The sequence below is a fragment of the Stenotrophomonas sp. YJH_SMC_131 genome, assembly GCF_059367975.1.
Genome location: NZ_JCAFRJ010000004.1, coordinates 319,270 through 342,818 on the forward strand (window position 1 = coordinate 319,270; position 23,549 = coordinate 342,818).

The window sequence follows — 23,549 nt, forward strand, 5'->3', positions numbered from 1 at the left end:
CTCTACAGGTAGGTCACGCGATGCGCGCCTCGCGGTGGCGATGCACCCAGTAGTACAGCGTCGGCAACACCAGCAGGGTCAGCAGCATCGCCGACAGCAGACCACCGATCACCACCACCGCCAGCGGCTTCTGGGTCTCGGCACCGATCGCGTGCGAGGTGGCCATCGGCAGCAGGCCGAACATCGCCAGTAGTGCGGTCATCAGCACCGTGCGCAGGCGCTGCAGCGAACCCTGCACCACCGACTGCAGCAGGTCCATGCCCTGCTCGCGCAACTGGGCGAAGCGGCTGAGCATCACCACGCCGTTCAGCACCGCTTGCCCGAACAATGCAATGAAGCCGATTGCCGCCGACACCGACAGCGGAATGCCGGTCAGCCACAGGGCCAGGATGCCGCCGATCATCGCCAGTGGCACGTTGGCCAGGATCAGCGCGGCGCTGCTGATGTCCTTGAAGGCATCGAACAGCAGCACGAAGATGATCAGCACCGACAGCGGAATCACCCAGCCCAGCCGCTTCATCGCACGCTGCTGGTTCTCGAACTCGCCGGACCACTCCAGCCGATAGCCTTCCGGCAGCTGTACGCTGGCATCCACGCGCTTGCGCATGTCAGCCACCACGCTGCCCATGTCGCGGCCGGCGATGAAGATGCTCACCGCCTTCACCCGTTGGGCGTTCTCGCGCGAGATGTTGATCGCGCCGCTGGCCATGCGGAAGTCGGCCACGTCGGACAGCGTCACCGTGTGGCCATCGCCGATGCCAACCGGCACCGTACGCAGCCGCTGCAGGTCACGATCGGCATCGTCCAGGCGCAGGGTGATGGGGAATCTGCGGTCACCCTCCCACAGCTCGCCGACCTGGCGCCCGCCCAGTGCGGTCTCGATCACTTCGTCGACGTCGCGTACGTTCAGGCCATAGCGCGCGGCGCGGTCGCGGTCGATCTCGATCTGCAGCTGCGGCAATGACCCGTCGCGGTCGATGAAGGCGCTCTCCACGCCCTCCACGCCGCGTACCTGGCCGAGGATCGCCTGCGCCTGCTGGTTCAACACGTCCAGATCCGAGCCGCTGACCTTGATCACCACCTGGCCCTTGATCTGCGAGATGCTCTCCAGGATGTTGTCGCGCACGGGCTGCGAAATCGAGAACTCGGGGCCCGGAATGCGCTGCTCCAGCGTGCGCTGCAGATCGCTCACCAGCTGTCGCTTGCCCACGCCTTTCGGCCATTCCTTCTCCGGCTTCAACGCCACCAGCGCCTCGATCTGGTTGGCGCCCTTGGCATCGGAGCCGTCTTCCGGGCGTCCCAGCTTGGCCACCACCGTCGATACCTGCGGAAAGCTGCCGACCAGCTCACGGATGCGCCGCGACTGCTGCTGCGCTTCGCCCAGGCTGGTGCTCGGGTCGAGCGTGGCCGTCAGCCAGATCGATCCTTCGTCCAGCTCGGGCAGGAACTCCGAACCCAGCCGCGTGCCCAATGCCAGCGTGCCGACCAGCAGCGCAATCGCGGTCAGCACTACCGCACGCGGGCGGGCCAGTGCGCGCTCCAGGACCGGCCGGTACCAGCCGGTCAGGCGGTCCATCAGCGGATTGCCGTCGCGCATGCGGTCGCGCCGCAGCCACCAGTAGCAGAACAACGGCACCACGGTCAGCGCCAGGATCAGCGCGCCGATCAATGCCGAGGTCACCGAGTACGCCATCGGCGCGAACATGCGGCCTTCCTGGCGCTGCAGGGTGAAGATCGGGATGTGCGCGGCGATGATGATCAGCATCGAGAAGAACGTCGGCCGCCCCACTTCCGACGCTGCCGAAAGAATGGTCGAGAACCGTGTCTTACGGTCGGCCGCAGGTGGCAGCTTCGACAATCGCGAGACGATGTGCTCGGTCACGATCACCGCGCCATCGATGATGATGCCGAAGTCCATCGCACCCAACGACAGCAGGTTGGCCGGCACGCCCCACAGATGCAGGCCAAGGAAGGTCGACAGCAGCGCAAGCGGCATCATCGCCGCCACGATCAGCGCGGCACGGGCGTTGTACAGGAACAGCCACAGCACCAGGAACACCAGCACCGCGCCTTCCAGCAGGTTGCTGAAGACGGTTTTCAGCGTGGTCGAGACCAGCCACGAGCGGTCGTAGAACGGCTCGATGCTGACCCCGGCCGGCAGCTGGTTCGCTTCGATCTCGGCGATGCGCGCATGCAGGGCGTCGAGCACGTCGGACGGGTTCTCGCCCTTGCGCATCAGCACCATGCCGAACACCGCATCGTCGTTGTCATCCTGGCCGACCAGGCCCTGCCGGGGCAGGCCGGTATCGGCGATGCCGGCCAGGTCGCGCACCAGGATCGGCGTGCCACTGCGCTGCGCGACCACCACGTTGCCGATGTCGGCCGGCGAACGCATCAGACCGACGCCGCGGATCAGGAACTGCTGCTGGCCACGTTCCACGTAGCCGCCGCCTGCGTTCGAGCTGCCCTTCTCCAGCGCCTCGGCGAACTCAGCCAGGCTGATGCCGCGGTCACGCAGCTTGTCCAGGTCCGGCTTGACCTGGAAAGTACGCGCGAAGCCGCCGAAACTGATCACATCGGCTACGCCCGGCACGGTGCGCAGGCTGCGCTCCATCGTCCATTCCTGCACGGTGCGCAGCTGGGTCGGTGTCAGGTGCGGGCCTTTCAGCACGTACCGGTAGATCTCGCCCACCGCCGAGCTCATCGCCTCCAGCTCCGGCGTCACCCCTTCGGGCAGCTCCACGCCCTGCAGGCGTTCCAGCACCTGCTGGCGCGCGAAGTAATCGTCGGCCTTGTCGTCGAAGGTCAGGATGATCATCGACAGGCCGAATTGCGTATGCGAGAACACCCGCACCGAATGCGGGATGCCGGACAGTGCCACTTCCAGCGGCATCGTCACCTCGCGCTCCACCTCCTCCGCGGCCCGGCCCGGGTGCAGCGATACCACCGTCACCTGGGTGTCGGACACATCCGGAAAGGCTTCCACCGGCAGCACGCGGAACGCGGCAATGCCAGCGCCGATGAACAGCAGCAGCGCCAGCATCACCATCAGCGGCTGGCGCAGGCAATAGGCAATCAGGCGATCGATCATGGCGCGGCATGCCCCGTCCCGGTGCTGGCGGCTGCGGGCGCACTGTCGACCAGCTGCTGCAGCAACAGGCCCCCTTCGACCACCACCCTGGCGCCCTGGGCCAGGCCCTCGCGCACCCACAGGCGGCCATCGCCCAGTTCCTCGGCACGCACGGCGCGGCGCGCGAAGCGGCCCTTGGCCTCCTCCACGAACACCACCTGCTTGCCGTCGATGAGCAGTACCGCAGCATCGGGCAGCGAGACACCGCCCCCGGCCGGCACTGCCACCTGCGCACGCACGTACTGGCCCGCCTTGAAACCGCGCGCACGGTTGTCCAGTTCGGCGCGCGCCTGCACCACGCGGCGTTCGCTGTCGACGAAGTCATCCACGTGCTGCAGGGTCGCCTGCTGCGGCTGCCCATCGGCGCCGGGCACGCTCACCTGCATGCCCGCCTTCAAGCGTCCGGCCAGGCTCTCCGGTACATCCAGCAGCAACCACAGGCGGTCAGGATCGCCAATCATCGCCAGCGGCTGTTCGCTGTCGGGGCTGACTGCCATGCCCGGGCTCATCCGCCGCTCCACCAGCACGCCATCAATGGGTGCTCGCAGCGGCAGCCGTTGGTCGACGTGCTGGCCGTTGCCATACGCCCTGGCGAAGGCGGTCGCGCGCGCGTGATCGGCCTGGCTGCCGGCGAAGCTGGCCTCGGCCTCGTCCAGTTCACGGCCCGACGCCACCCCTGCCGCGTGCAGTTCGCGGGTGCGGTCCAGTTCCCGGCGTGCCAGCTGCAGCTCGGCACGGCCACGCACGCCCTCCGCCTGCGCCTGGCCGAACTCGGGCGAGGTGATCCAGGCGATCACCTGGCCGGCCTTCACCTTCTGCCCCGGTTGTGCCTCGATGCGCGCCACCTGCCCCGCCAGCGGGGTGCGCAGCGCGCTGGAGCGGGTCTCGTCCCAGACCACCCGGCCCGGCAGCTGCAGGCTGGCGCTGGCACCGGCGGTCACCAGCTCGCTGCGCAGCACATCCAGCTGGCGGCTGCCGGCCGGAAACAGGATCTGGCGGGCACTGACCTGCGGCGCATCCTCGGTATACGACGCCGGTTCGCGACCGCAGCCGCCCAGCAGGGCCAGCGCCAGCAGGGCCGGCAGCATGGCATGTCGCGCCCGCGGGCGATGGGCGACGGTGGACTTCATCGGGACTCTCCTTCAGCAACGGATGTGGCCGCTTCCCAGCGCGCCAAGGCAATGGCATGGTCGGCACGCGCATCAATCAGCGCGGCCTCGAACTCGCGCCAGCTGCGGCGCGCGTCGAGCAGATCGGTCAGGCTGGCGGCGCCACGGCGATAGGCCAGTTCGATGCCCTCCACCGCCTTGCGCGCAGCGTCGGACTGCAGCCCCTCGTAATCGCTGCGGCGCTGCGCGGCGGACTGCACGCTGGCCTGCAGCTGGTCCAGTTCAGCGTGTGCTTCGCGCCGCAGCAGCTGCAGTTCCAGCGCGGCGCTGTCCCGGTCGGCCTCGGCACGCTGGATCGCGCCGCGTGCGCGCGACGGGCCGCCCAGCGGAATGGTCAACGACACGCCCCAGGTGACACCGCTGATATCGGTGGGCTCGCGCTCGGCCTCCACACCCAGCTGGATGTCGCGGTGGCGCTCGCTACGTGCCAGGGCCACGCCAGCGTCGGCGACGGCCAGGCGCGAGCGTGCCGCGCGCAGATCGGCACGCTGCTGCGGATCGAACGCGCGCACCTTGGCCACGCTGCTGGCATCCGGCCAGGGGTCATCGGCACTGAGGTCGCGGCTGTCATCGCTGCCGAGCAGCAGGCCCAGCGCATGCCGCGCGTCACGCAGATCCAGGGCCGCCTCGCGCGCCGCATCGGCCACCGCCAGATGGTCCACCGCCATCCGCGCGCGATCCACCGGCGCCATCGCCCCGGTGGCCACCTGCTTGTCGGCCGCCGCCATCTGTTCGGCCGAACTCTGGCGGTTGGCCTCGGCAATCTGCGCCCGCTCCTGCGCGCCCTTCAGGCCGAAATAGGCTTCATGCAGTGCCACCTGCTGCCGGCGCCGGGTATCGAGCATGTCCAGCCCGGCCACTTCCAGCAGCGCGTCCGCCCGGCGGATGCGCAATGCGCGCTTGCCGCCGCGCTCCCAGGTCCAGCCCAGGCCCAGCGTGCTGTCCACCCGCTTGTCCTGCCAGCGCCCCGGGCCGATGCCGTGCTTCGGGCTGATCTTGCTGCTGCCGATCGACAGCTCGGCCGCTGGCCGCAACGCAGCGGTCAGCGCATCGCCCTGCACCCCACGCAGTTCCAATGCCGCCGCGCGCAGGTCCGGGTTGTGCGCTTCCATTGCACGCTGTGCATCCTGCAAGGACAGCGCCGAAGCCGCAGGCGCGCACGAAAGGGCGGCCAGCAGGGCCGCAAGACGACGGGAGAAATTCATGCACGTCACGGTAAGGTGACGCACTTGCGCCAAACTTGCCCCAACCTTGCACGAAGCTTGCAATGCGAATCCTGCTGATCGAAGACGACGCCGCCCTGGCCGATGGACTGATCCGCGCCCTGCAGGGCGCCGGCCATCTGTGCGACCACCTTTCGCGCGGGCTACACGCGCCGGCTGCACTGGCCAGCGCGCCGTATGACGTGATGGTGCTCGATCTTTCATTGCCCGACGTCGATGGCCTCGACCTGCTCTCGCGCCTGCGCAACGACGGCGTCACACTGCCGGTGCTGATCCTCACGGCGCGCGATGGCGTGGAGGACCGCATCCTCGGCCTTGACCGCGGTGGCGACGACTATCTCGCCAAGCCGTTTGCACTGGGGGAACTGGAAGCCCGCCTGCGTGCGCTGTCGCGTCGCCGCAGCGACGCACCGGCGCAGAAGCGGTTGGGCCGGTTGTGCTTCGACAGCATCCGCAATGAAGTGCAGGTGGAAGGCCAGCGCATCGAACTGACCGCGCGCGAGCTGTCGCTGGTCGAGGCACTGATGCAGCATCCTGGCCGCACCGTCACCAAGCAGCGCCTGTTCGACGCGCTGTACAGCTGGGATCACGAGGCCAACCTGTCAGTGATCGAAGTGCATGTCAGCCGCCTGCGCCGCAAGCTGGAACAGGCGCGCGCCGGCGTCGGCATCCGCATGCTGCGTGGCCTGGGCTATCGGCTGGAAGCCGGTGGTGACTGAGCGTGTGCACAGCCTGCGTGGCCTGCTGCTGCGCCGCCTGTGGCTGCCCCTGCTGGTGCTGCTGCTGTGCAGCGCGATCGGTTCATTCGCGTTGGCCCGCTTCTATGCCGGCCAGGTCTATGACCGCTGGTTGCTGGACTCGGCGATGTCGTTGTCCGAGCTGGTGAAGGTGCAGGACGGGCGTGCCTCGATCGAGATCACGCCCGCGGTGTCGCGCATGTTCACCTGGGATACCGCTGACGAAGTGCATGGCGAAGTGGTCGACGCTGCGGGCGGGCGCCTGTATGGGGACCTGCCCGAAGCGCTGCCCCGCCCCGCGATCGCTGCCGGCAGCGACGATGCCGTCTACTACGACGCGCGCCTGCGTGGGCAGCCGGTGCGCATGGTCGAGGTCGTGGTCAGCGCTGGGCCGGGCCACGATATCCGCCTGCGCGTGGCCGAGACGCTGCGCAAGCGGCACCGGCTGGAGCGCAAGCTGCTGCTGGCCAGCATCCCGTTCCAGGCCGCGATCCTGGCGCTGGCCGCGTGGCTGGCCTGGTCCGGTACCGGCGCGGCTGCACGCCATGCCAACCAGGTGGCGCGGCGGCTGGCCAGCCCGCGTCCGGACCCGCTGGCGCCACTGGAGCCCGCGCAGGAAGCCCCACGCGAACTGTGGCCGGCGGTCGAAGCCTACAACGCACTGCTGCAACGGCTGGACGCGATGCAGGCCGCGCAACGGCGCTTCGTCAGCAATGCGGCGCACCAGCTGCGCACGCCGCTGGCGGCAATGCAGGTGGAGCTGGAGAGCTCACTCCGCCAACAGGATCCGCAGGCCCAGCAGCTGGCGCTGTCCGGCACGCTGGCCGGGCTGGCACGGCTGCAGCACCTGGTCAACCAGCTGCTGATGCTCAGCCGTTCGGAAGATCCCCATGGCAGCGTACTGCCGCTGCAGTCGCTGGACCTGGCCGCGCTGGCGCGGGGCGTGGTCGAGCGCTACGCCGACCGTGCGTTGGTGGCGGGCGTGGACCTGGGTTACGACGGACCCGACGACGGCGTGAAGGTACAGGGTGATCCGCAGTTGCTGCGCGAGGCGCTGGGCAACCTGCTGGACAACGCGCTGCGCTACGGCGCCGTGCCCGGTGTGATCACCCTGGGACTACAGCGGGATGCCGAGGGCGTGCAGGTGTGGGTGGACGATGACGGTACAGGTATCGCCGAAGCCGAGCGCGCGCGCGTCACGGAACGGTTCTACCGGGCCAGCAGCGAGGGAGATGGCTGCGGGCTGGGGCTGGCGATCGTGGCCGAGATCGCGCAGCGGCATGGCGCGATATTGATGATCGAAACGGCCCCGCTCGGTGGCGCGCGCGTCGGGTTGCATTTCCGTTGACCTTTGTCGAATTGCCCTTGTAGAGCCGAGCCCATGCTCGGCTAAGGCACCGTGCCAAAAGCAGCCGAGCATGGGCTCGGCCCTACAGGTTCCAGGTCACCCGTGAAGCGTGCCGGCCAAGGTCGGCACCGTGCGCATCACCGGCTCATCGAGTACGGCGCCTGCGCGTCCTGCCCCGGCCAGTCCTTGTTCGGCTCGGCCTGCATGCTGAAGCGCAGTTCGCCGCCGGCCAGGATCTCGTCATGGCGCAGGAAGGTGCGCTGCAACGGCTTGCCGTTGAGGCTCACGCTGCCCACATAGGTGTGCTTGTCATCCAGGCCCTCGGCCACGATGGTGAACGTCTTGCCGTTCGGCAGACGCATCGCGGTCTTCGGCAGGAACGGACGGCCCAGGATGTACTCGCCCGAGCCCGGCGCCACCGGGTAGAAGCCCAGCGCGGTGAACACATACCAGGCCGACATCTGGCCAACGTCATCATTGCCGGCCAGGCCATCGGGGCGGTCGGCGTACTGGGTGTCCATGATCTGCTTCAGCCGCGCCTGGGTGCGCCATGGCTGGCCCGCGTACGAATAGAGGTAGGCCACGTGGTGGCTGGGCTCGTTGCCGTGCGCGTACCAGCCGATCAGGCCGGTGATGTCTTCCATGTGCTCGAAGATCGATGGATCCACCTTGGCGTTGAACACCTCGTCCAGGCGCGCGAGCAGCTTGTCGCTGCCACCGTGGGCTGCCGCCAGGCCGGCAACGTCCTGCGGCACGTACCACGAGTACTGCCAGGCGTTGCCCTCGGTGTAGTCGGTGCCGTAGCCGCTGGCGCTGGGGTCGAACGGCGTACGGAAGCTGCCATCGCGCTTGCGCGCGCGCATGAAGCCGGTGTCCTTGTCGAACGCGTTGCGCCAGTTACCCGCGCGTTTGTCGAAGGTGGCCGCGATATCGGCCTTGCCCATCGCCTGCGCCATGCGTGCGATGGTCCAGTCATCAAAGGCGTACTCCAGCGTCTTGCTGGCCGCTTCGCCTTCCTCGTCGATCGGCACATAGCCCAGCTCACGGTACTGCGCGATACCGTCATACGGGCCGTAGTTGGCGGTCTCGACCATCGCCTTCAATGCCTTGTCGGCGTCGAAGCCACGAATGCCCTTCACGTAGGCATCGGCGATCACCGGCACTGCGTGGTAGCCGATCATGCACCAGTCTTCCAGGCCATGGAACGACCACACCGGCAGCATGCCGTACGGACTCTGCTCATGGTGGGCCAGCATCGAATTGACGAAGTCGCTGTTGCGCTTCTCCGGCTGCACCAGCGTCAGCAGCGGGTGCAGCGCGCGGTAGGTGTCCCACAGCGAGAACGTCGAATAATGCGTGAAGCCGTCGGCCCTGTGCACCGCGTTGTCCGAACCGCGGTACTGGCCATCGGCGTCCATGAACAGCGTCGGCCCCAGCATCGTGTGGTACAGCGCGGTATAGGCACTGCGCCGCGCATGCTCGGGGGCATCGATATCGAGTACCGACAGCGCCTGCGTCCAGTCCTGCTTCGCCTGCGCACGCACCCGATCGAAGTCGAAGTCGGCCACTTCCGCGTCGAGGTTGGCGATCGCGCCGGCCTCACTGACCGGCGAGATGGCCACCTTCACCACCAGCGGTGCGTCCAGCTTGCCGAAGTTGAAGGTGCCGACCAGCTGCCGGCCTTCGATCTGGGCGCGCTGGGCCGGATCCTTCTCGCCCGGCGGCGGGAAGCCCTTGTAGACGATGTCCTGCTCGGTGTTGTGCAGTTCATGGCCAGCCAGCGGGCGCGAAAAGCGCATCGCGAAGAACAGCTGCCGGCCCGGCGCCCAGCCGCGCGTCTCGCGGAAGCCGGTCACCGTGCCATCGGCGCGCACCCGCACCCGCGACCACAGCACCTTGCCCGGGTAGTCGTACATGCTGGTACGCATGTCCAGCAGCACCTTGGCGTCGGCACCTTTGGGGAAGGCATAGCGGTGCACGCCCACGCGCGCACTGGTGGTCAGCTCGGCACGCACCTTGTAGTCGTCCAGGGTGACCGCGTAGTAGCCCGGCTCGGCCTTCTCGTCAGCGTGGCGGAACCGTGAGGCGTAACCGCTGCGCGGCTTCTCCGGATCGCCGCGCTCCAGCCCGGGGTTGCCGGTGAACGGCATCAGCAGGATGTCGCCCAGGTCCGAATGACCGGTGCCGGAAAAATGCGTGTGCGAGAAACCGACGATGCTGCTGTCGTCGTAACGGTAGCCCGCTGCCCAGCCATAGGCCTTTTCGCGCGGCTGGATGCGCGTGTCCGGGCTGAGCTGGACCATGCCGAACGGCACCGTCGCCCCCGGGTAGGTATGGCCTTCCCCGCCGGTACCGATGAATGGGTCGACCGAGCCATAGGCGCGTTCGGCGGCGGATTTCGACGGAGCCGCCAGCACCGCCCCGGAGGCAAGCATGGCGGTCGCGACGAAAGCGATCAGGAGACGACGGTCCAGCGTGGGCATCGGCATTTGGATCGATTCAGGTGGTAGTCGGATCCTAGCACCGGCCCTGCCCTGTCGCATGCTGCAGTGCGGCCGCCGGAACCGGCACGATGCTTTGCACGTAATTGCATGGCCGCACGACGAATCACCTCATAGCCTTCCGGTCTCCCGCGTCCCGATCGGTGCCGATACGGCAATGGATGTCCAGACATGCACTTCTGAAAGACCGCGCCTTCCGAACGGGACAAAGCGAGACAAACCATCAATTGGTGCGCAGCGCCTCGATCTGCCCAGGATTGCGCCGCAGCGGACATCCCGCTGCCGGGATTGGAACCCCCGGATGAAACTGAAGATCTGCCTGTCATGACTATGGCGGGCGCTGCGTGTGGCCGTCTGGCCATCGGAGTTCTTCTTCAGTCTCTCCGGGTTCCAAGCACGCATCGCCCGCCACCCTTGCGGTGGCCCTCGCACCCAAGGAGTTCCCGCATGAAACACACGCGTCCGCTCAGCCCGGCCATGGAGTCGCTCTTCCAGCGCATCGAACACGCCCTCAACAGTGCAGAAGGCATGGCCATCCTCATCGGTGAACAGTACGGCCCCGAGCCGAAGCCGCCCGCACCGATGGGCTACAACGCCAGAGAGATCGCCAATGCGATGGTAATGCTGAGCCAGCATGGCCGGTCGTTGTTGCAGAAGCTGCGTGCGGAAGCGGAAAAGGTGACCTATCACTAGCCCGCCCTGCAGCCGAACCCGCTCGGCGCCGTGCGCACCGCACGCAGTGATTGCTGCCCTCAATCTGGCAATGCGCCCTGCAAGGTGACGAGGTCGGCGCTGTCGACCGGCCTCACCACGCGCGCCACTTCCTGGCCGTCATGCAGCAGCACCACGGTGGGCCACAGTTTTACCTTGAACGCACGCCCCAGCGGCTTTCCCTTGCCATCCTCGATCTTCCAATGCACAAGATCGTGGGCGTCCACAAACGCCTGGAGTGCGGGCTGCGCGGCCTGGCAATGGCCACACCAGGGTGCACCGAACTCCAGCAGCTGCCAGCCCGCCTGAGCTTCCACGTCCGCGCCCGCAGGCTCCGCCGCCGGGTAGTCACGCATGAACGGCATGCCGGTTACGCCGCCAGCGCTTTCTGGATATCCGCCAGCGGGGCGTTGGTCAGGTCCTTGGCGATATCGCCCAGCAGACGCGCCTGGACCTCCTTGTGCAGCAGCGGGCGGATACGGCCCAGCGTGGTCGGGTCTGCCACCAGCACCAGGTGTGCATAGCGGTTGTTGAGCGCATCTTCGTTCAACTGCTCCGCTACCTGCTTCGCAAACGTCGCCTCGTTGAGCTGCGCAATGGACATGTCCTTCGGCACCGCGCCGGCCGGGCCCTGACCGGAGACGCCCTGCTCGCTGACGTCCTGCAGGCGCAGCTCACCTTCCTGCTTCAACGCCAGTTGATGTTCGCTGCCGACGTTGGTGAACACGCGGGCCGAACCGCCATCGGCGACGATGATCAACGTGCCTTCGGGAATGCGACGGGTCATGCGATGCTCCTTCTCGATTGCGTTCAGCGCTACCGTAGACAGCGTCGCGTGAGCGCTGCGGCCAGAGTTCGTTCAACACTTGTCATTGCATGCCACGCGGATGAACAGGCGCGATGGAACACAGCGTGCAGATCAGTCCGCTTCGCTGCATGCTCACGCCGATGCCGCTATGATGAACGAATGATCGACACGACCCACTACGTGACGGGCGCACCTGTTACGTGGGAAGCACTGCCGACCGGCGCTTCGCTTGCCACGATGGCTCCCGCCCTGCCGTTCCACCGCCTCGCGCTGGATCCTGGCGGATGACGCCCGCAGGCCCTCGGCCTGCACTCCCCACGCTGCTGTGACCGCCGGCCGCTGATTGCGCGACCGCTGTGATTCCGTTGCTGCGTTTCCGCCATTGCGGCGGTGCTTTGTCGTGCGCGTGGCGTCGTGCCTGCACACATTCCCCGGCCCCCACGCCACTCACCGATGCCCCTGCGCCACCTGCGCCTGCATCGCCGTTTCCGATTTCCGGGACCTACCTCACCGCTCATTTCCCCTCTTCTGCCTACAAGGGAGCCCCCATGCAGGACACCCCCGATGCACATGCCCATTTCGGCTGGTTCAAACGCCGCCGCCACCTGAAGGTCGATGAGATCACCGTCGTCGACAAGCCCATGCTCAAGCGCGCCGTCGGCGCGGCCGCACTCGGCAATGCCATGGAGTGGTTCGACTTCGGTGTCTACGGCTATCTGGCCGTCACCATCGGCCAGGTGTTCTTCCCCTCCAGCAACCCCACCGCGCAGGTGATCGCTGCGTTCGCCACCTTCACCGTGGCGTTCCTGGTGCGGCCACTGGGCGGCCTGGTATTCGGCCCCCTGGGTGATCGCTACGGCCGCCAGAAAGTGCTGGCGTTCACCATGATCCTGATGGCGCTGGGCACGTTTGCCATCGGCCTGATTCCCGCCTACGAGCGCATCGGCATCTGGGCACCGGTGCTGTTGCTGCTGGCGCGCGTGGTGCAGGGCTTCTCCACCGGCGGCGAATACGGGGGCGCGGCCACCTTCATCGCCGAGTATTCCACCGACCGCAACCGCGGCCTGATGGGCAGCTGGCTGGAGTTCGGCACGCTGGGCGGCTACATCGCCGGCGCCGGCACCGTCACCGCGCTGCACATGCTGCTGAGCAGCGAGCAGATGCTGGACTGGGGCTGGCGCATTCCGTTCCTGGTGGCCGGCCCGCTGGGCCTGCTCGGCCTGTACATGCGCATGAAGCTGGAGGAAACCCCGGCGTTCCGCGCCTTCGCCGAGGAAGCCGAGAAGCGTGAGCACGAGCGGCCGGGGCTGGGCGCGCTGTTCCAGGTGCATGGCCGCCAGCTGCTGGTGTGCATGGGCCTGGTGCTGGTGTTCAACGTGACCGATTACATGCTGCTGACCTACATGCCCAGCTACCTCAGCGTCACGATGGGCTATGCCGAGAGCAAGGGCCTGCTGCTGATCATCATCGTGATGCTGGTGATGATGCCGCTGAACATCGTCGGCGGGTTGTTCAGTGACAGGCTGGGCCGGCGCCCGATGATCATCGGTGCGTGCATCGCGCTGCTGGTGCTGGCCATTCCGTGCCTGCTGCTGGTCGGTAGCGGCAACGACGGGCTGATCTTCCTCGGCCTGATGCTGCTGGGGCTGGCGCTGGTGTGCTTCACCAGCTCGATGCCGTCCACGCTGCCGGCGTTGTTCTACACCCCGGTGCGCTACAGCGCGCTGTCGATCGCGTTCAATGTTTCGGTGTCGCTGTTCGGTGGCACCACGCCGCTGGTGACCGCGTGGCTGGTGGAGCGTACCGGCGACCCGCTGGTGCCGGCCTATTACCTGATGGGCGCGGCGGTGATCGGCCTGGTAACCATGCTGTTCGTGAAGGAAACCGCCGGCCTGCCGCTGCGCGGTTCACCGCCAGCGGTTGGCAGCGACAAGGAAGCAGCCGCGCTGTTGAAGAGCGATGTGCCGGTGACGGTGGACCCGACCTTGCCGCCGCTGCCGGACGTTGCCGAGCCCGAGCAGGCGAAGCCGGCGTTGTAGAGCCGAGCCCGTGCTCGGCTGACTTCCAGGGGATCAGCCGAGCATGGGTTCGACTCCGCACCCCGTGCGGCATCAATCACCCGGGGTGTCCAATTCCATCGCGCGCATCACGATGGGCTTGGCCCAGCCCGGCGTGTGCAACAGGTCGGCCACTGCGACCGGGTAATGCAGCTGGCCTGCAGCCATGGCCAATACCGGCAGCGGCACCACGCAGCCGTCGGCATCGGCCGGCGCGCTGTTGTCGTAGACATGCAGCTCGGCCAGGTGCGGCAGCAGCTCCAGCAGATTTGCGCGCGCCGAATCGAAACGCGCGTGGATCTTCTCCACCGGAATATCGTGGCCACCGGCGGCCACCCGCGCGGCCACACGGGCGACGTGCAGCCCGACATCGGCCAGCCCACAGAACCAGATCGCCACCTGGTGCCGCTCGCAGGCCTCACGCAGCAGACGCGGAATGGTGTTGCCACCGAGCGTGGTCTCGAAGGCGAAGTCGGTGCCATCGGCCATGGCCTGGCGCAGGCGGCGGGTGCCTTCCTGCCAGGCCTCGGCATTGGCGTCCGGCAGCGGCCAGCCGGCGTCGACCAGGCGGCGGGTGAACGAGTCCGGGTTGAACCAGCTCAGCCCTTCGGCGTCCAGCCAGGTGCCCAGCAGCGAACTCTTGCCGGCGCCATTGACACCGGCCAACGCCAGGATGCGTCCCATCGATCAGAGCGGACGGCCAAGGGTGACCTTGCGGCCGCGCCGGATCGGCTGGCCCAGCACCTTGCCCAGCCCTTCCCCGCGCTGCAGCCCGGCCAGGGTCTGGTCGAACTCGCTGCGCAGGCGCTGCAGCTCCTCGCTGCGCTCACCGGCATCACCGCCGGCGGCCTTGGCCAGCAGTTCCTGGTAGGTGCGGATGTCCACGATCACCGCTTCCGGGTGGTTGTGGTTGGTGATGACCAGCGCCTGCTTTTCGCGCACGGTGCGCATCAGGCTCGGCCAGCCCCGGGTCTTCACCGACGAGGCCGGGGCCTTCTCGAGGCCAGGCAGATCCAGCGGCAGGGTCATGGCACGGCTCCAGGCGGGGTGGATGAGCGACACTATACCCAATTTGGCCAAATTGGGGATAAATCCCCTTTTACCGCAGGGGCGCGGTGTCCGGAGCGTCGGTCTGCAGCAGGCTGTCGCGTTCGCGCAGCGGGAAGCGGATCCACGCATCCAGCCCCTGTGGGCCAAAGTGCAGCTCGCCGCTGCCAGCCAGCTCGTAGGGCACGCGCTGCTCGATCAGCGCCCGGCCCAGGCCGCGCTGGCGTGGCATTTCCCAGCCCTCCACGTCGGCATGGCGCTCGCACCAGTGCAGGCCCAGCCACGGTTCGGCGTCCTGCACCTGCAGATGCCAGGACACCTCGATCCGCCCCGCCGCGCGCGCGGCCGCGCCATAGCGCAGCGCGTTGCTCGCCAGCTCATGGATGGCCAACGACAGCACCTCGGCCGCTTTCGGTGGCAGCAGCACGTCCTCACCGTGCAGCTCGCACAGGCCCGTGCCCGGCATCTGCGCCGACACTTCCTCTTCGATCATCCCGCGCAGGCAGACCCCGGCATTGCCGCCGCGGGTCAGCAGGCTCTGCGTGCGCGCCAGCGACATCAACCGCCCGCACAGCCGCTCGGCGTACTCGTCCACGCTGGCCACGGTACTGCGCGTCCGCCAGGCAAGGGCATGGATGGTGGACATGATGTTGCGGACCCGGTGCTGCAGTTCGGCCAGCAGCACCGCCTGGCGCTCGGTGGCGCGCTTGAGGTCGTCGATATCCACCGCAATGGCGAACACCCCGGTCACCTCGCCGTCTGCATCGCGCAGCGGCGCAGCGGCGACGCGTGTCCAGCGGGCGCGCCCGTCGTCATGGATGAACTGGAACTCCAGGCCAGGGACCACCGTCTCCCCCCGCAGGGCGCGGGCGATGGCGAAATCATGGGGCTCGATGCGCGAGCCGTCGGGGTGCCATCCCTGCCAGCGGTAGTGGTTGGGACGATCGGTGGACGGCACCTTGCCGGTGGGCAGATAGGTCCGCATCCGGTCATTGGACAGTTGCAGTCGGCCTTCGGCATCGACAATGCAGACGCCCACCGGCAGCACCTTGAATGCCAGCGCCAGGCGCCGGTCGCTCTCACGGCGCTTCTGCTCCTCGCGCTCGCGGGCCGCCTGCGCGACATGCGCGGCGGTCGTTTCGAACATGGTGACAAGCACACCGTTGATGCGCCCTTCCTCACCGCGGATGGGGCTGTAGGTGATGGTGAACCAGACATCCTCCAGCCGCCCCCGCCGCGCCAGCGGATAGAGCTTGTCCTCGTAGGTGATGGTCTCGCCCTGCCACACCCGCTGGTAGATCGGGCCGTTGATGTGCCAGACCTCAGGCCAGCACTCGCGGGTGGGCTGGCCAAGCCCGCCCGGATGCTTGTCGGCGAGGATCTCGGCATAGCCATCGTTGTAGAGCTGCACCAGCTGCTCGCCCCACAGCACGATCATCGGGAAGCCGTGGGCCAGCATCAGGTCGACAGTGGCGCGCAGGTGCGGCGGCCATCGCTCGATCGCACCCAGTGGCGTGCCTGACCAGTCGTGGCGGGCAATACGGGCGGCCATGCCGTCATGGCGCGCATGCGCCTGCAGCGGCGGCGGCATGCCCGCCGGGCGCTCAACGGCCGGGAGACCCTGGATGCGGTGTGACATGCCGCGCAATCAGGCGATGCCCGCAGCAGCCTGCGGGCCTGCCACCAGCCGTGCCAGCTGCTGCACCAGTGCCTCGATGTGATAGGGCTTGGTACAGCGGGGCGCGCCAGCGAAGCGGCTGGGCAGATTGTCATCGTAGCCGGAGGTCAACATGAACGGCGTGCCGGCGTCCGCCAAGCGGTCGGCCAAGGGGTAGACCAGTTCACCCCCCAGGTTGATGTCCAGCAGGGCGACATCGATGGGGTTCTCATCGACCAGACGCCCCAGCGCCTGCAGGTCACCGGCCGGTCCCACCACCTGCGCCCCCTTCAGTTCCAGATAGTCCACCAGGAACATCGCGATGGCGAATTCATCTTCCGCCACCAGCACCCGCAGCCCTTTCAGGCCCTCTGGCTTGTTGCCCGCTTCCAGCACGACCCGCGCTCCTCGATACACGCGGCGCACCTCTGCCGCAACGCCTGCAGGATGCGCGAAACGGGCTACAAGGGCGCGTGATGATCGATGAAGATCGCCGCCACGGCCCGTTCACCCGGGCATTGCAGCGGCGCGTTCAGAACACACGCTCCCACTTCAGGCTGAGTAGGCTGCGGTCGTGGCTGTACAGCCAGCCGACGTTGCTGTCGATGCGGGCGTAGCGCAGGCCCAGGCTGGGCACCAGCCCGGCCACCGCCAGCCGCTCGCTGCGCACGATGGCGATCAGGTTCTGTTCGTCGTCCTGCCTGCGCGCCTCCAGCAATGGACTCCAGGCGTCGTAGTCGCGGCGGCGCAGCGACACGAACACCGTGGCCGTGGTGCCGCTCCACTGCCGCGCCGCGCCCAGCCGCAAGCCGCGCTGGCGGTAGCCGTTGGCCGGGTCGGCAGCGCTGCTGCCGGTGACATCCAGCCCGGCGAAGACCGTCCAGCGCGGATTGAGCGCACGGAACCAGGTGGCATACACCGATACCAGCTCGCCGTCATAATTGCTGGCCAGGCCCTGCTGGCGATACCGCTGGCGCTTCCAGTCGGCCTCCAGCTTGAGCAGGCTGCGTGCATCCAGGGCGTACTGCCATTCGCCGTGCACGCCACTGCCGCCCTGCAGCGCATGGTTGCCCAGGCCCTGGAGGTCATAGCTGGGGGCAAGCAGCACGGTCTGCCGCGCACTGCGCCAGCTGTAACCTGCCTGCACATTGGCATTGAGCTCGTTGTAGGCACGGTGCCCGCGCCATGCCTGACCGAAGGCGAGACCGCGCAGGTACAGCCCATGATGCCCGTCGAGGACCCAGCGCCGTTCCAGGCTGGCGTCGTAGTCGAGGCCCCCTGCGCGCTGGGCGTCGGGCAGTTTCCGTTCGATGATGCAGGCGTCGCCTACGCCGAACAGGCAGGTGCGGCTGGCCGAGCTGCGGTTGATGTTGTCACTCCATGCGGGGCCGGCGGACAGCGCGCCTTTCCAGCGCTGGCGCGCCTGCAGGGCACCCAGGTACCCGTCCACGCGCGCGCGGACGCCGGCCGTGGCCGGATCATCAGCATTGATGCCTGCAGCGATGGCCGTGAACAGCGCGACCGCATCGCGATCACGCTGGTCTTCCGCATAGACACGTGCCAGCTCGAGACGGGCCGGCAGGAACTCCGGCTGCGCCGCCAGCAGCGCTTCGTACTCCTTCGCCGCGCGACGATGGTCGCCGGCCACGCGGGCCAACGCCCCCTGCGCGTAATGGCGCAGCAGCGGGTCATGCCCCGGCAGTTCGATGTACTCCTCGAGGAACGCCGCGGCGGCCCGCCATTGCTGATGCTGCAGTGACAGGTAGAGGGCCTGGCCGAGATCGTCAACGGTGCGCTCCACGCGCAGCGTCCTGCCGTCGATGGTGATGGTCGGCCGCTCCGACTCGGCCTGTTGCAGGCGCTGCCGGTCCTGCTGCTGGTGGCGCAGTTCGCTGCCCTGTTCAAGCACGCGGCGCAGATCGTCCTGCTGGGCGCGCACATCAGCGGCAGCCAACAGCAGTACGACAAGGAAGGTGGAATGGCGCATGGTCGATCCGTGGTGGTGCATGCAGCGGCCGAAGCAGGGACTGGCGGATCGCGGCTTGTCCCTGCCCTGCCCCGTCAGGGGCGTGGCGATCAGTTCTTGCTGCCGCCGAAGGCGGTGTCGTACTGGCTGTTGCCGGCGAACGTGGCGATACCGGCGAGCGTGGCCGCATTGGCGCCGAAGAACTGGCCCTGGCTGTTGCCGGTGACCGAGCCGTTGGCCACGGCGGTGCCGGCGAAGGATGCATCGGCGCTGTTGATGTTGGCGCTGATCGCCAGGGTCTGGCCACCACCGGTCAGGCCGCCGGTCAGCTTGCCAGTGCCGAAGTTCGCCGCGAAGGTACCGCTGAGCAGGTTGCTGCCATTGAACCGGTTCAGGCCGGCCACCGCGTAGGTGGCGGTACCGCTGGGCAGGGTGGTGCCGGCGCGGTCGCCAGCGAAGTACACCTGGCGGTTGTTGAAGCCACCCGCAGCGCCGTCCTTGGACCATTCGCCGAACCACACATCGCCACTGCCCACCTTGACGAAGTTGAAGTGGCCCATGCCGGAATGGCTGCCCGGCGTACCGGTGATCGGCATGGCCAGGGTACGCACGGTAACGCCGTTGACGGTGGTCGGGGCCGAATAGGCCGCCAGCCCCTGGAAGTCGACCGGCTTGCCATTGGAGACGGTGCCGACGCCGATGCCGGCCTTGCCTGCGCTGTGCGGGCCGCCGTTGACTTCGGAGGCACCGACCTTGACGTACAGCTGCGAATCGGTGGCCGGGCTGGCCGCACCGACGATGTCGGCGGCCTGGGCGGCACCGGCCAGGGCGAAGGTGGCGGCCATGGCCAGTACGGAACGGGAGATCATCTTCATGGAACTACTCCTTGGGTTGAGGGAACAACGGGTACAACAACGAGGCAGGTCATCAGAAGCGCGCAGTGACACCGAGCTTCAGCGTGCGCCCCGGCGCCGGCAGCGTGGAGCGCGTGGCCGGGTCGACGTAGTAGCGGTTGCCGAGGTTGGTGCCGACCAGCTCGACGCTGGTGTGGTCATTGAAGCGCCAGCGCGCGTAGGCATCGACGGTGGTGATGTTTCCCCAGGTGAACGGCACGTTCTGCCAGATCAGGCCACCGCTGCCGGCGTACAGGCGATCACGGTAGGCCTGCAGGTCCGGGTTCTGGTGGCGCCGGTAATGCACGATGCGGCTGCCCAGCTCCAGGCGCTCATCGAACAGCCGGGTGCCCAGCGACACGTTCACCGACAACCGGGGAATGGCCTGGGTCAGCAGGTAGCCACTGACGAAGCCGTCCTGCACGCAGTTGGGCACCTTGCCGGCCAGCGCATCGAGCTGCACCGCCATGCTTTCGTCGCAGACCTTGTTTTCCAGCGTACGGGTGATGCCCAGGTCGGTGAAGAAGCGCCGGTTGTCGAACCGCGCCTGCAACTCCAGGCCGCGGATGCGCTGCTTGTCCAGGTTGTCGAACAGGAAATTGCCGTCGCGCTCGATTACGTTGCGGGTCTTGTGCACGTAGTAGGCCAGCTTCACGTCGGCATCGGCGGTGTTGCCGAACAGTGCGGACAGGTTGTGCACATAGCCCACTTCGTAGTTGTAGGCGTGCTCGGGCTTGAGCGGGTACAGCGGGTTCAGGCTGCTGGAGAACGCGATGGTGCTCTCGAACATGCTGGGGAAACGCACCGCCTCGCTGTAACGCGCATAGGCGCGCGCATTGGGCGAGAAATGCGCGGTGGCCGAGAAGGTCGGCAGCCAGGCATGGTCGCGCCTGCGCTCGTTGCGCCCGGCCACCGTCTGCGGCCGCCCGTTCTGGATGCTGCACAGGATCTGCGCGCCCTGCACCGGCAACAGCCCGGGAATGGCCGCCACCTGACCATTCAGGCACGGGTTGCTGGCACGGCTGTAGTTGCCGTCCGCATCCGGCAGCCACGGAATGCTGTGGTCCACCGCAACCGGCGTCTCATACCTGCTGAGCAGGCCCTTGAGCAGATCATCAACGATGAAGCCCATGCCGATGCTGTCCCAGAACGCGCGCTGCGCCTCGATGGCGTCGATCTCGCCCTGCAGGCTGGCCGGGCGCTCAGGCAGTTCGTTGACCCGGTAGCGGGCCTCCTTGGGGAACACAGAGGTGGTCATCAGTTCCGGGTGTTCCTGCAGGAAATCATCGAAGGCCCAATAGCGCGCGTAGCGCACGCCGGCGCTCAGGGAGAGGAAATCCACCGGCCGCCAGTCCAGCACCAGATAGCCCTCGCCTTCCTGGCGGCGCCCGGCGCGCGGGTACATGCGCCAGCCATCGCTGACGCCAAAGTACGGGTCCGCCGAGCGCAGTTTCTCGAACTGCCAGTTGCCGCCCACCGTCAGGTCCAGGGTGGAATGCAACGCGAAGCGGTTGCTCAGGGTCAGGCCGGTGCGGTCGTTGCGGGCATTGGCCAGCGCGGTATTGCGCAGGATCGGGCTGCTGCCGGGGTTCCAGTCGGGGTTGCTGGCAAAATTGGGGAAGCCGCCAGCGGTGTAGGTATCGCTGGTGGTTTCGGTGCGCCACAGGTTGGCACGCAGATCCAGCCAGCGGCTGCCGGCAGGCTGCCAGTGGTATTCCAGGTTCCAGGCATCTGCATCGACGCGGCTGAGCGGCCACTGGATGCGACCGTAGTCGGGCGCGGACAGGATGCGCGAGGGCATGATCTCGCCGTAGTGGGAGAGCGTACGCCGCCAGGTGGCGCGCAGCTGCTGGTCATCGTTGATCTGCCAGGTCGCCTTCAGCAGCCACGATTCCTGCTCGCTGGAGGTGTTGGGCACCTCGTCGCCGGGCTTGAAGTAGCGCGCCAGCGTGGTGATGTAGTCCAGGCCCTTGTACTCGAACTGCTCGCGCGGGTCCTGGTCGTAGTACGCCGTGCCCTGGGTGCCGGAGAAGTAGTTGCCGCGCTTGCGCCAGGCATACGCGGCCATCAGGTCCACGTGTTCGCCGCGCAGGCCCAGCGCCAGCCGCCAGGCCTGGTCCTCGCCGGCGAACACATTGGCTTCCGAACCGCGCGACTTCACCGGCACCAGCAGCGTGCTGTCGGCATACGGTGCCGAGGGCGAGCCCTGCGGGAACCCGGGCACCGTGCGGTAGTCCTCGCCGGTATGCAGCCGCGGCAGGCGTGGCGCCACCGCATTGCTGCTGCCTTCGATCTTCAGCTCCCCGCCGAAGCGCTCACCCGCTTCCACGATGTCATCGACGTCGATGGTCTTGATCACCAGCGCGCCACCGATCCCGCTGTGCACATCGCGCACCAGCCCCGGCCCCTTGATGACCTGGATGCCACCTATCAGGTTGGGATCGATGTAGTTGCGGTTGCTGACGCCGTTGTAGCCGCGCCAGACCGTAAGTGCCTGCTCGCCGCCGTCGATGCTGACCGGCACCCGCCCCGGCCCCTGGATGCCGCGGATGTTGATGTCCAGCGCGCCACTGTTGCGCGCATCGCCGCTGAACACACCGACCAGATCCTTGACCACGTCGGCCGGATTGGAGCCGCGGTAGCGCTCCACCCGGTCGCGCCCCGAATACGCCGTGGCCATGTCCAGCGCGAACACATCATCGTAGCCGCGCCGATCGCGGGCCTCGCCCCCTTCCGACTGCAGGCGACCGGCCACGTCCAGTGTCTCGGTCACCCGCACCCCTTCCCCTTCACCCGCCTCCGCTGCGGTACGCAGGCTCCAGGTGCCGTCCATGCCACGCTGCGCGCGCACGCCGCTGCCACGCAGCAGCAGCTGCAGGGCCTGCATCTGGCTGTACTCGCCGCTCACCGCGCTGGAGCGACGGCCTTCCACCAGGTCACTGCGGAACACCACCTGCACATCGGCCTGGCGGCCAAAGGCACGCACGGCGTCGGCCAGGGGCTGTTCCGGAATGGCGTACTGGCGCAGCGGCGCGACGACCGCCGGTTGCGCCTGCCCGGCCGGCACCCAGGCCAACTGCAGCAATGCGGTGGAAACAGCCAGGGCCAGAGCGGTGGCGCGACGGTGACAGGCGGATGCCGTGGACGGCATGGACAGGAACTCCTCAAGCGGGGCGGGACCACGGACACGTCCGGTGCCCGGTGGTGTGTCTGGCTTGAGAAGAAACGCTGTTTCGCTCTGGCTATACCTCTATAGACAGCGGGCTGCGACGACTGCCCACGGTTTTTTCATGTTTTTTTTCATGCGACCGGTTCGTCCATGTTCCGCGGGTGCTTCACCACAGCAGCAACGCACCACCGGGCAAGCGCTGCACGCGCAGTCCCGCCTGCGCGGCCACGGCGACGATGGCCGTGTCCGGTTGCTGCAGGTGGAACAGGCCACTGACCCGTATGCGTGCGCCCTGCCCGCCCAGTACCCAGACCGGGGCACGACGGTAGCGCGCCAGGTCGGCGATGGCCTGCGCGGCCGGCCGATCATCGATCACTACCTCGCCACGCCGCCACGGCGCCATGCTCTCCGGATCTTCCAGCTGCACCGGCTGCAGCCAGTGCCCGTCACGGAACGCGCGTGCCTGTCCGGCATGCAGGCGCTGCACGCTGCCATCGCCCGGGCGCACATCGACCACACCCGCGCTGACCTGGGTGGTGACCGTGGTATCCAGCATCGACACGCTGAAGGCAGTGCCGATGTCACGGACCAGGCCGCCCGCTGCCTCGACCTGGAACGGGCGAGCCTCGTGCGCTACCTGGAACCAGGCCTGGCCGCGCAGCAGGCGCAGGTGGCGCTGCCGGTCATCGAACGAAAGTGCCAGCGCGGTGCCGGCATCGAGTACCGCCGTGCTGCCATCGGCCAGCTGCACCACTCGTGGCGCATCGCTGCTGCGCATATCACTGCGCGCCAGCAGCAACGCATGCGGAGCGGCCGCGACCATCAGCACCACGGCCGCAGCCGATGCCAGCAGCCACGGCAGGCGACGGCGCGGTGCGATCGGACGCAGCCCCTGGCGGTCGGCGGTCAGATCGGGCAGCGCGGCCAGCACCTCGGGCCCAGCAGCGTCCAACCGCTGCCAGAAGGCATGCTGCTGGCGCCAGGCCAGCGCATGGCGCGGATCGGACTGCAGCCAGCGCTGCAGGGTGCGTTGCTGGCGTTCCGGCAACGGGCCTGCACTGCACCGTATCACCCAGCGCAACGCCTGCCTGGCCTGACGCGGCGAGGGTTCGGACGTGGTCATGGTTGTGGCC

The 23,549-nt window shown here is 67.8% G+C and carries 18 protein-coding genes; 4 read left to right on the forward strand and 14 right to left on the reverse strand.

The features are described 5' to 3' along the window. Window positions 1-13 precede the first annotated feature (13 nt). From AC5P56_RS11135 to AC5P56_RS11145, 3 genes are read right to left on the reverse strand one after another with little or no spacing between them, the layout of a single operon-like run. Window positions 14-3,091 carry an efflux RND transporter permease subunit gene (locus tag AC5P56_RS11135; protein WP_262093855.1) on the reverse strand — a complete coding sequence of 1,026 codons (3,078 nt, stop codon included), beginning with the start codon at window positions 3,089-3,091 and terminating at the stop codon, window positions 14-16. Next, on the reverse strand, window positions 3,088-4,260 hold the full coding sequence (locus AC5P56_RS11140; protein ID WP_495231647.1) for an efflux RND transporter periplasmic adaptor subunit: 1,173 nt from the start codon (window positions 4,258-4,260) through the stop codon (window positions 3,088-3,090). Before AC5P56_RS11140 ends, AC5P56_RS11135 begins: the two co-directional genes overlap by 4 nt. Further along, window positions 4,257-5,504, reverse strand: a complete 1,248-nt coding sequence (locus AC5P56_RS11145; protein ID WP_495231648.1) for a TolC family protein — start codon at window positions 5,502-5,504, stop codon at window positions 4,257-4,259. Before AC5P56_RS11145 ends, AC5P56_RS11140 begins: the two co-directional genes overlap by 4 nt. Before the next feature lie 62 nt (window positions 5,505-5,566). Between AC5P56_RS11145 and AC5P56_RS11150 the strand changes: the two genes are divergently transcribed. Beyond that, window positions 5,567-6,241 (forward strand): response regulator, encoded by a 675-nt coding sequence (locus AC5P56_RS11150; protein ID WP_032962610.1) that lies wholly within the window; start codon window positions 5,567-5,569, stop codon window positions 6,239-6,241. Beyond that, window positions 6,234-7,607 (forward strand): sensor histidine kinase, encoded by a 1,374-nt coding sequence (locus AC5P56_RS11155; protein ID WP_495231649.1) that lies wholly within the window; start codon window positions 6,234-6,236, stop codon window positions 7,605-7,607. The genes AC5P56_RS11150 and AC5P56_RS11155 overlap by 8 nt, the downstream gene beginning before the upstream one ends. Window positions 7,608-7,744: 137 nt before the next feature. Here AC5P56_RS11155 and AC5P56_RS11160 read toward each other — a convergent pair whose 3' ends face one another. Next, a complete protein-coding gene (locus tag AC5P56_RS11160; RefSeq protein WP_495231650.1) occupies window positions 7,745-10,096 on the reverse strand; it encodes a GH92 family glycosyl hydrolase in 2,352 nt (783 codons plus the stop codon). 459 nt (window positions 10,097-10,555) lie between these two features. Between AC5P56_RS11160 and AC5P56_RS11165 the strand changes: the two genes are divergently transcribed. After that, the gene (locus AC5P56_RS11165; RefSeq protein ID WP_014647337.1) at window positions 10,556-10,801 is read left to right on the forward strand and encodes a hypothetical protein; all 246 of its coding nucleotides are present in this window, start codon (window positions 10,556-10,558) and stop codon (window positions 10,799-10,801) included. A gap of 59 nt (window positions 10,802-10,860) precedes the next feature. On the opposite strand, the gene AC5P56_RS11170 is transcribed toward AC5P56_RS11165, so the two are convergent. Next, a complete protein-coding gene (locus tag AC5P56_RS11170) occupies window positions 10,861-11,184 on the reverse strand; it encodes a thioredoxin family protein (RefSeq protein WP_014647338.1) in 324 nt (107 codons plus the stop codon). 5 nt (window positions 11,185-11,189) lie between these two features. Further along, window positions 11,190-11,606 (reverse strand): host attachment family protein, encoded by a 417-nt coding sequence (locus tag AC5P56_RS11175; RefSeq protein WP_495231651.1) that lies wholly within the window; start codon window positions 11,604-11,606, stop codon window positions 11,190-11,192. A gap of 569 nt (window positions 11,607-12,175) precedes the next feature. On the opposite strand from AC5P56_RS11175, the gene proP reads away from it, so the two are divergent. Then, entirely contained in the window at window positions 12,176-13,666 is a 1,491-nt protein-coding gene (gene proP, locus AC5P56_RS11180; protein WP_046430926.1) for a glycine betaine/L-proline transporter ProP, read from the forward strand. 72 nt (window positions 13,667-13,738) lie between these two features. Here proP and AC5P56_RS11185 read toward each other — a convergent pair whose 3' ends face one another. The 8 genes from AC5P56_RS11185 to AC5P56_RS11220 form a co-directional block, all read right to left on the reverse strand. After that, the gene (locus AC5P56_RS11185) at window positions 13,739-14,368 is read right to left on the reverse strand and encodes an ATPase (RefSeq protein ID WP_014647342.1); all 630 of its coding nucleotides are present in this window, start codon (window positions 14,366-14,368) and stop codon (window positions 13,739-13,741) included. A gap of 3 nt (window positions 14,369-14,371) precedes the next feature. Further along, a complete protein-coding gene (locus AC5P56_RS11190; RefSeq protein WP_014647343.1) occupies window positions 14,372-14,713 on the reverse strand; it encodes a type II toxin-antitoxin system prevent-host-death family antitoxin in 342 nt (113 codons plus the stop codon). 70 nt (window positions 14,714-14,783) lie between these two features. Beyond that, window positions 14,784-16,370 carry a sensor histidine kinase gene (locus AC5P56_RS11195; protein ID WP_329767871.1) on the reverse strand — a complete coding sequence of 529 codons (1,587 nt, stop codon included), beginning with the start codon at window positions 16,368-16,370 and terminating at the stop codon, window positions 14,784-14,786. Between the two features lie 9 nt (window positions 16,371-16,379). After that, window positions 16,380-16,784, reverse strand: coding sequence for a response regulator (locus AC5P56_RS11200; protein WP_014647345.1), 405 nt, complete (start codon window positions 16,782-16,784; stop codon window positions 16,380-16,382). Between the two features lie 136 nt (window positions 16,785-16,920). Further along, the gene (locus AC5P56_RS11205; protein WP_481453577.1) at window positions 16,921-18,375 is read right to left on the reverse strand and encodes a surface lipoprotein assembly modifier; all 1,455 of its coding nucleotides are present in this window, start codon (window positions 18,373-18,375) and stop codon (window positions 16,921-16,923) included. A gap of 89 nt (window positions 18,376-18,464) precedes the next feature. Beyond that, window positions 18,465-19,229 (reverse strand): Slam-dependent surface lipoprotein, encoded by a 765-nt coding sequence (locus tag AC5P56_RS11210; RefSeq protein WP_014647346.1) that lies wholly within the window; start codon window positions 19,227-19,229, stop codon window positions 18,465-18,467. Window positions 19,230-19,281: 52 nt separating this feature from the next. Then, entirely contained in the window at window positions 19,282-22,398 is a 3,117-nt protein-coding gene (locus AC5P56_RS11215) for a TonB-dependent receptor (RefSeq protein ID WP_495231652.1), read from the reverse strand. A gap of 184 nt (window positions 22,399-22,582) precedes the next feature. Further along, window positions 22,583-23,539, reverse strand: a complete 957-nt coding sequence (locus AC5P56_RS11220; protein WP_495231653.1) for a FecR family protein — start codon at window positions 23,537-23,539, stop codon at window positions 22,583-22,585. Window positions 23,540-23,549 lie beyond the last annotated feature (10 nt).

Coding starts and splice junctions, on each gene's coding strand:
- AC5P56_RS11185 (WP_014647342.1), bottom strand. CDS start 14,368: ATGGGACGCATCCTGGCGTTGGCCGGTGTCAATGGCGCCGGCAAGAGT.
- AC5P56_RS11165 (WP_014647337.1), top strand. CDS start 10,556: ATGAAACACACGCGTCCGCTCAGCCCGGCCATGGAGTCGCTCTTCCAG.
- AC5P56_RS11135 (WP_262093855.1), bottom strand. CDS start 3,091: ATGATCGATCGCCTGATTGCCTATTGCCTGCGCCAGCCGCTGATGGTG.
- AC5P56_RS11210 (WP_014647346.1), bottom strand. CDS start 19,229: ATGAAGATGATCTCCCGTTCCGTACTGGCCATGGCCGCCACCTTCGCC.
- AC5P56_RS11195 (WP_329767871.1), bottom strand. CDS start 16,370: ATGTCACACCGCATCCAGGGTCTCCCGGCCGTTGAGCGCCCGGCGGGC.
- AC5P56_RS11175 (WP_495231651.1), bottom strand. CDS start 11,606: ATGACCCGTCGCATTCCCGAAGGCACGTTGATCATCGTCGCCGATGGC.
- AC5P56_RS11145 (WP_495231648.1), bottom strand. CDS start 5,504: ATGAATTTCTCCCGTCGTCTTGCGGCCCTGCTGGCCGCCCTTTCGTGC.
- AC5P56_RS11205 (WP_481453577.1), bottom strand. CDS start 18,375: ATGCGCCATTCCACCTTCCTTGTCGTACTGCTGTTGGCTGCCGCTGAT.
- AC5P56_RS11220 (WP_495231653.1), bottom strand. CDS start 23,539: ATGACCACGTCCGAACCCTCGCCGCGTCAGGCCAGGCAGGCGTTGCGC.
- AC5P56_RS11170 (WP_014647338.1), bottom strand. CDS start 11,184: ATGCCGTTCATGCGTGACTACCCGGCGGCGGAGCCTGCGGGCGCGGAC.
- AC5P56_RS11215 (WP_495231652.1), bottom strand. CDS start 22,398: ATGCCGTCCACGGCATCCGCCTGTCACCGTCGCGCCACCGCTCTGGCC.
- AC5P56_RS11190 (WP_014647343.1), bottom strand. CDS start 14,713: ATGACCCTGCCGCTGGATCTGCCTGGCCTCGAGAAGGCCCCGGCCTCG.
- proP (WP_046430926.1), top strand. CDS start 12,176: ATGCAGGACACCCCCGATGCACATGCCCATTTCGGCTGGTTCAAACGC.
- AC5P56_RS11160 (WP_495231650.1), bottom strand. CDS start 10,096: ATGCCGATGCCCACGCTGGACCGTCGTCTCCTGATCGCTTTCGTCGCG.
- AC5P56_RS11140 (WP_495231647.1), bottom strand. CDS start 4,260: ATGAAGTCCACCGTCGCCCATCGCCCGCGGGCGCGACATGCCATGCTG.
- AC5P56_RS11150 (WP_032962610.1), top strand. CDS start 5,567: ATGCGAATCCTGCTGATCGAAGACGACGCCGCCCTGGCCGATGGACTG.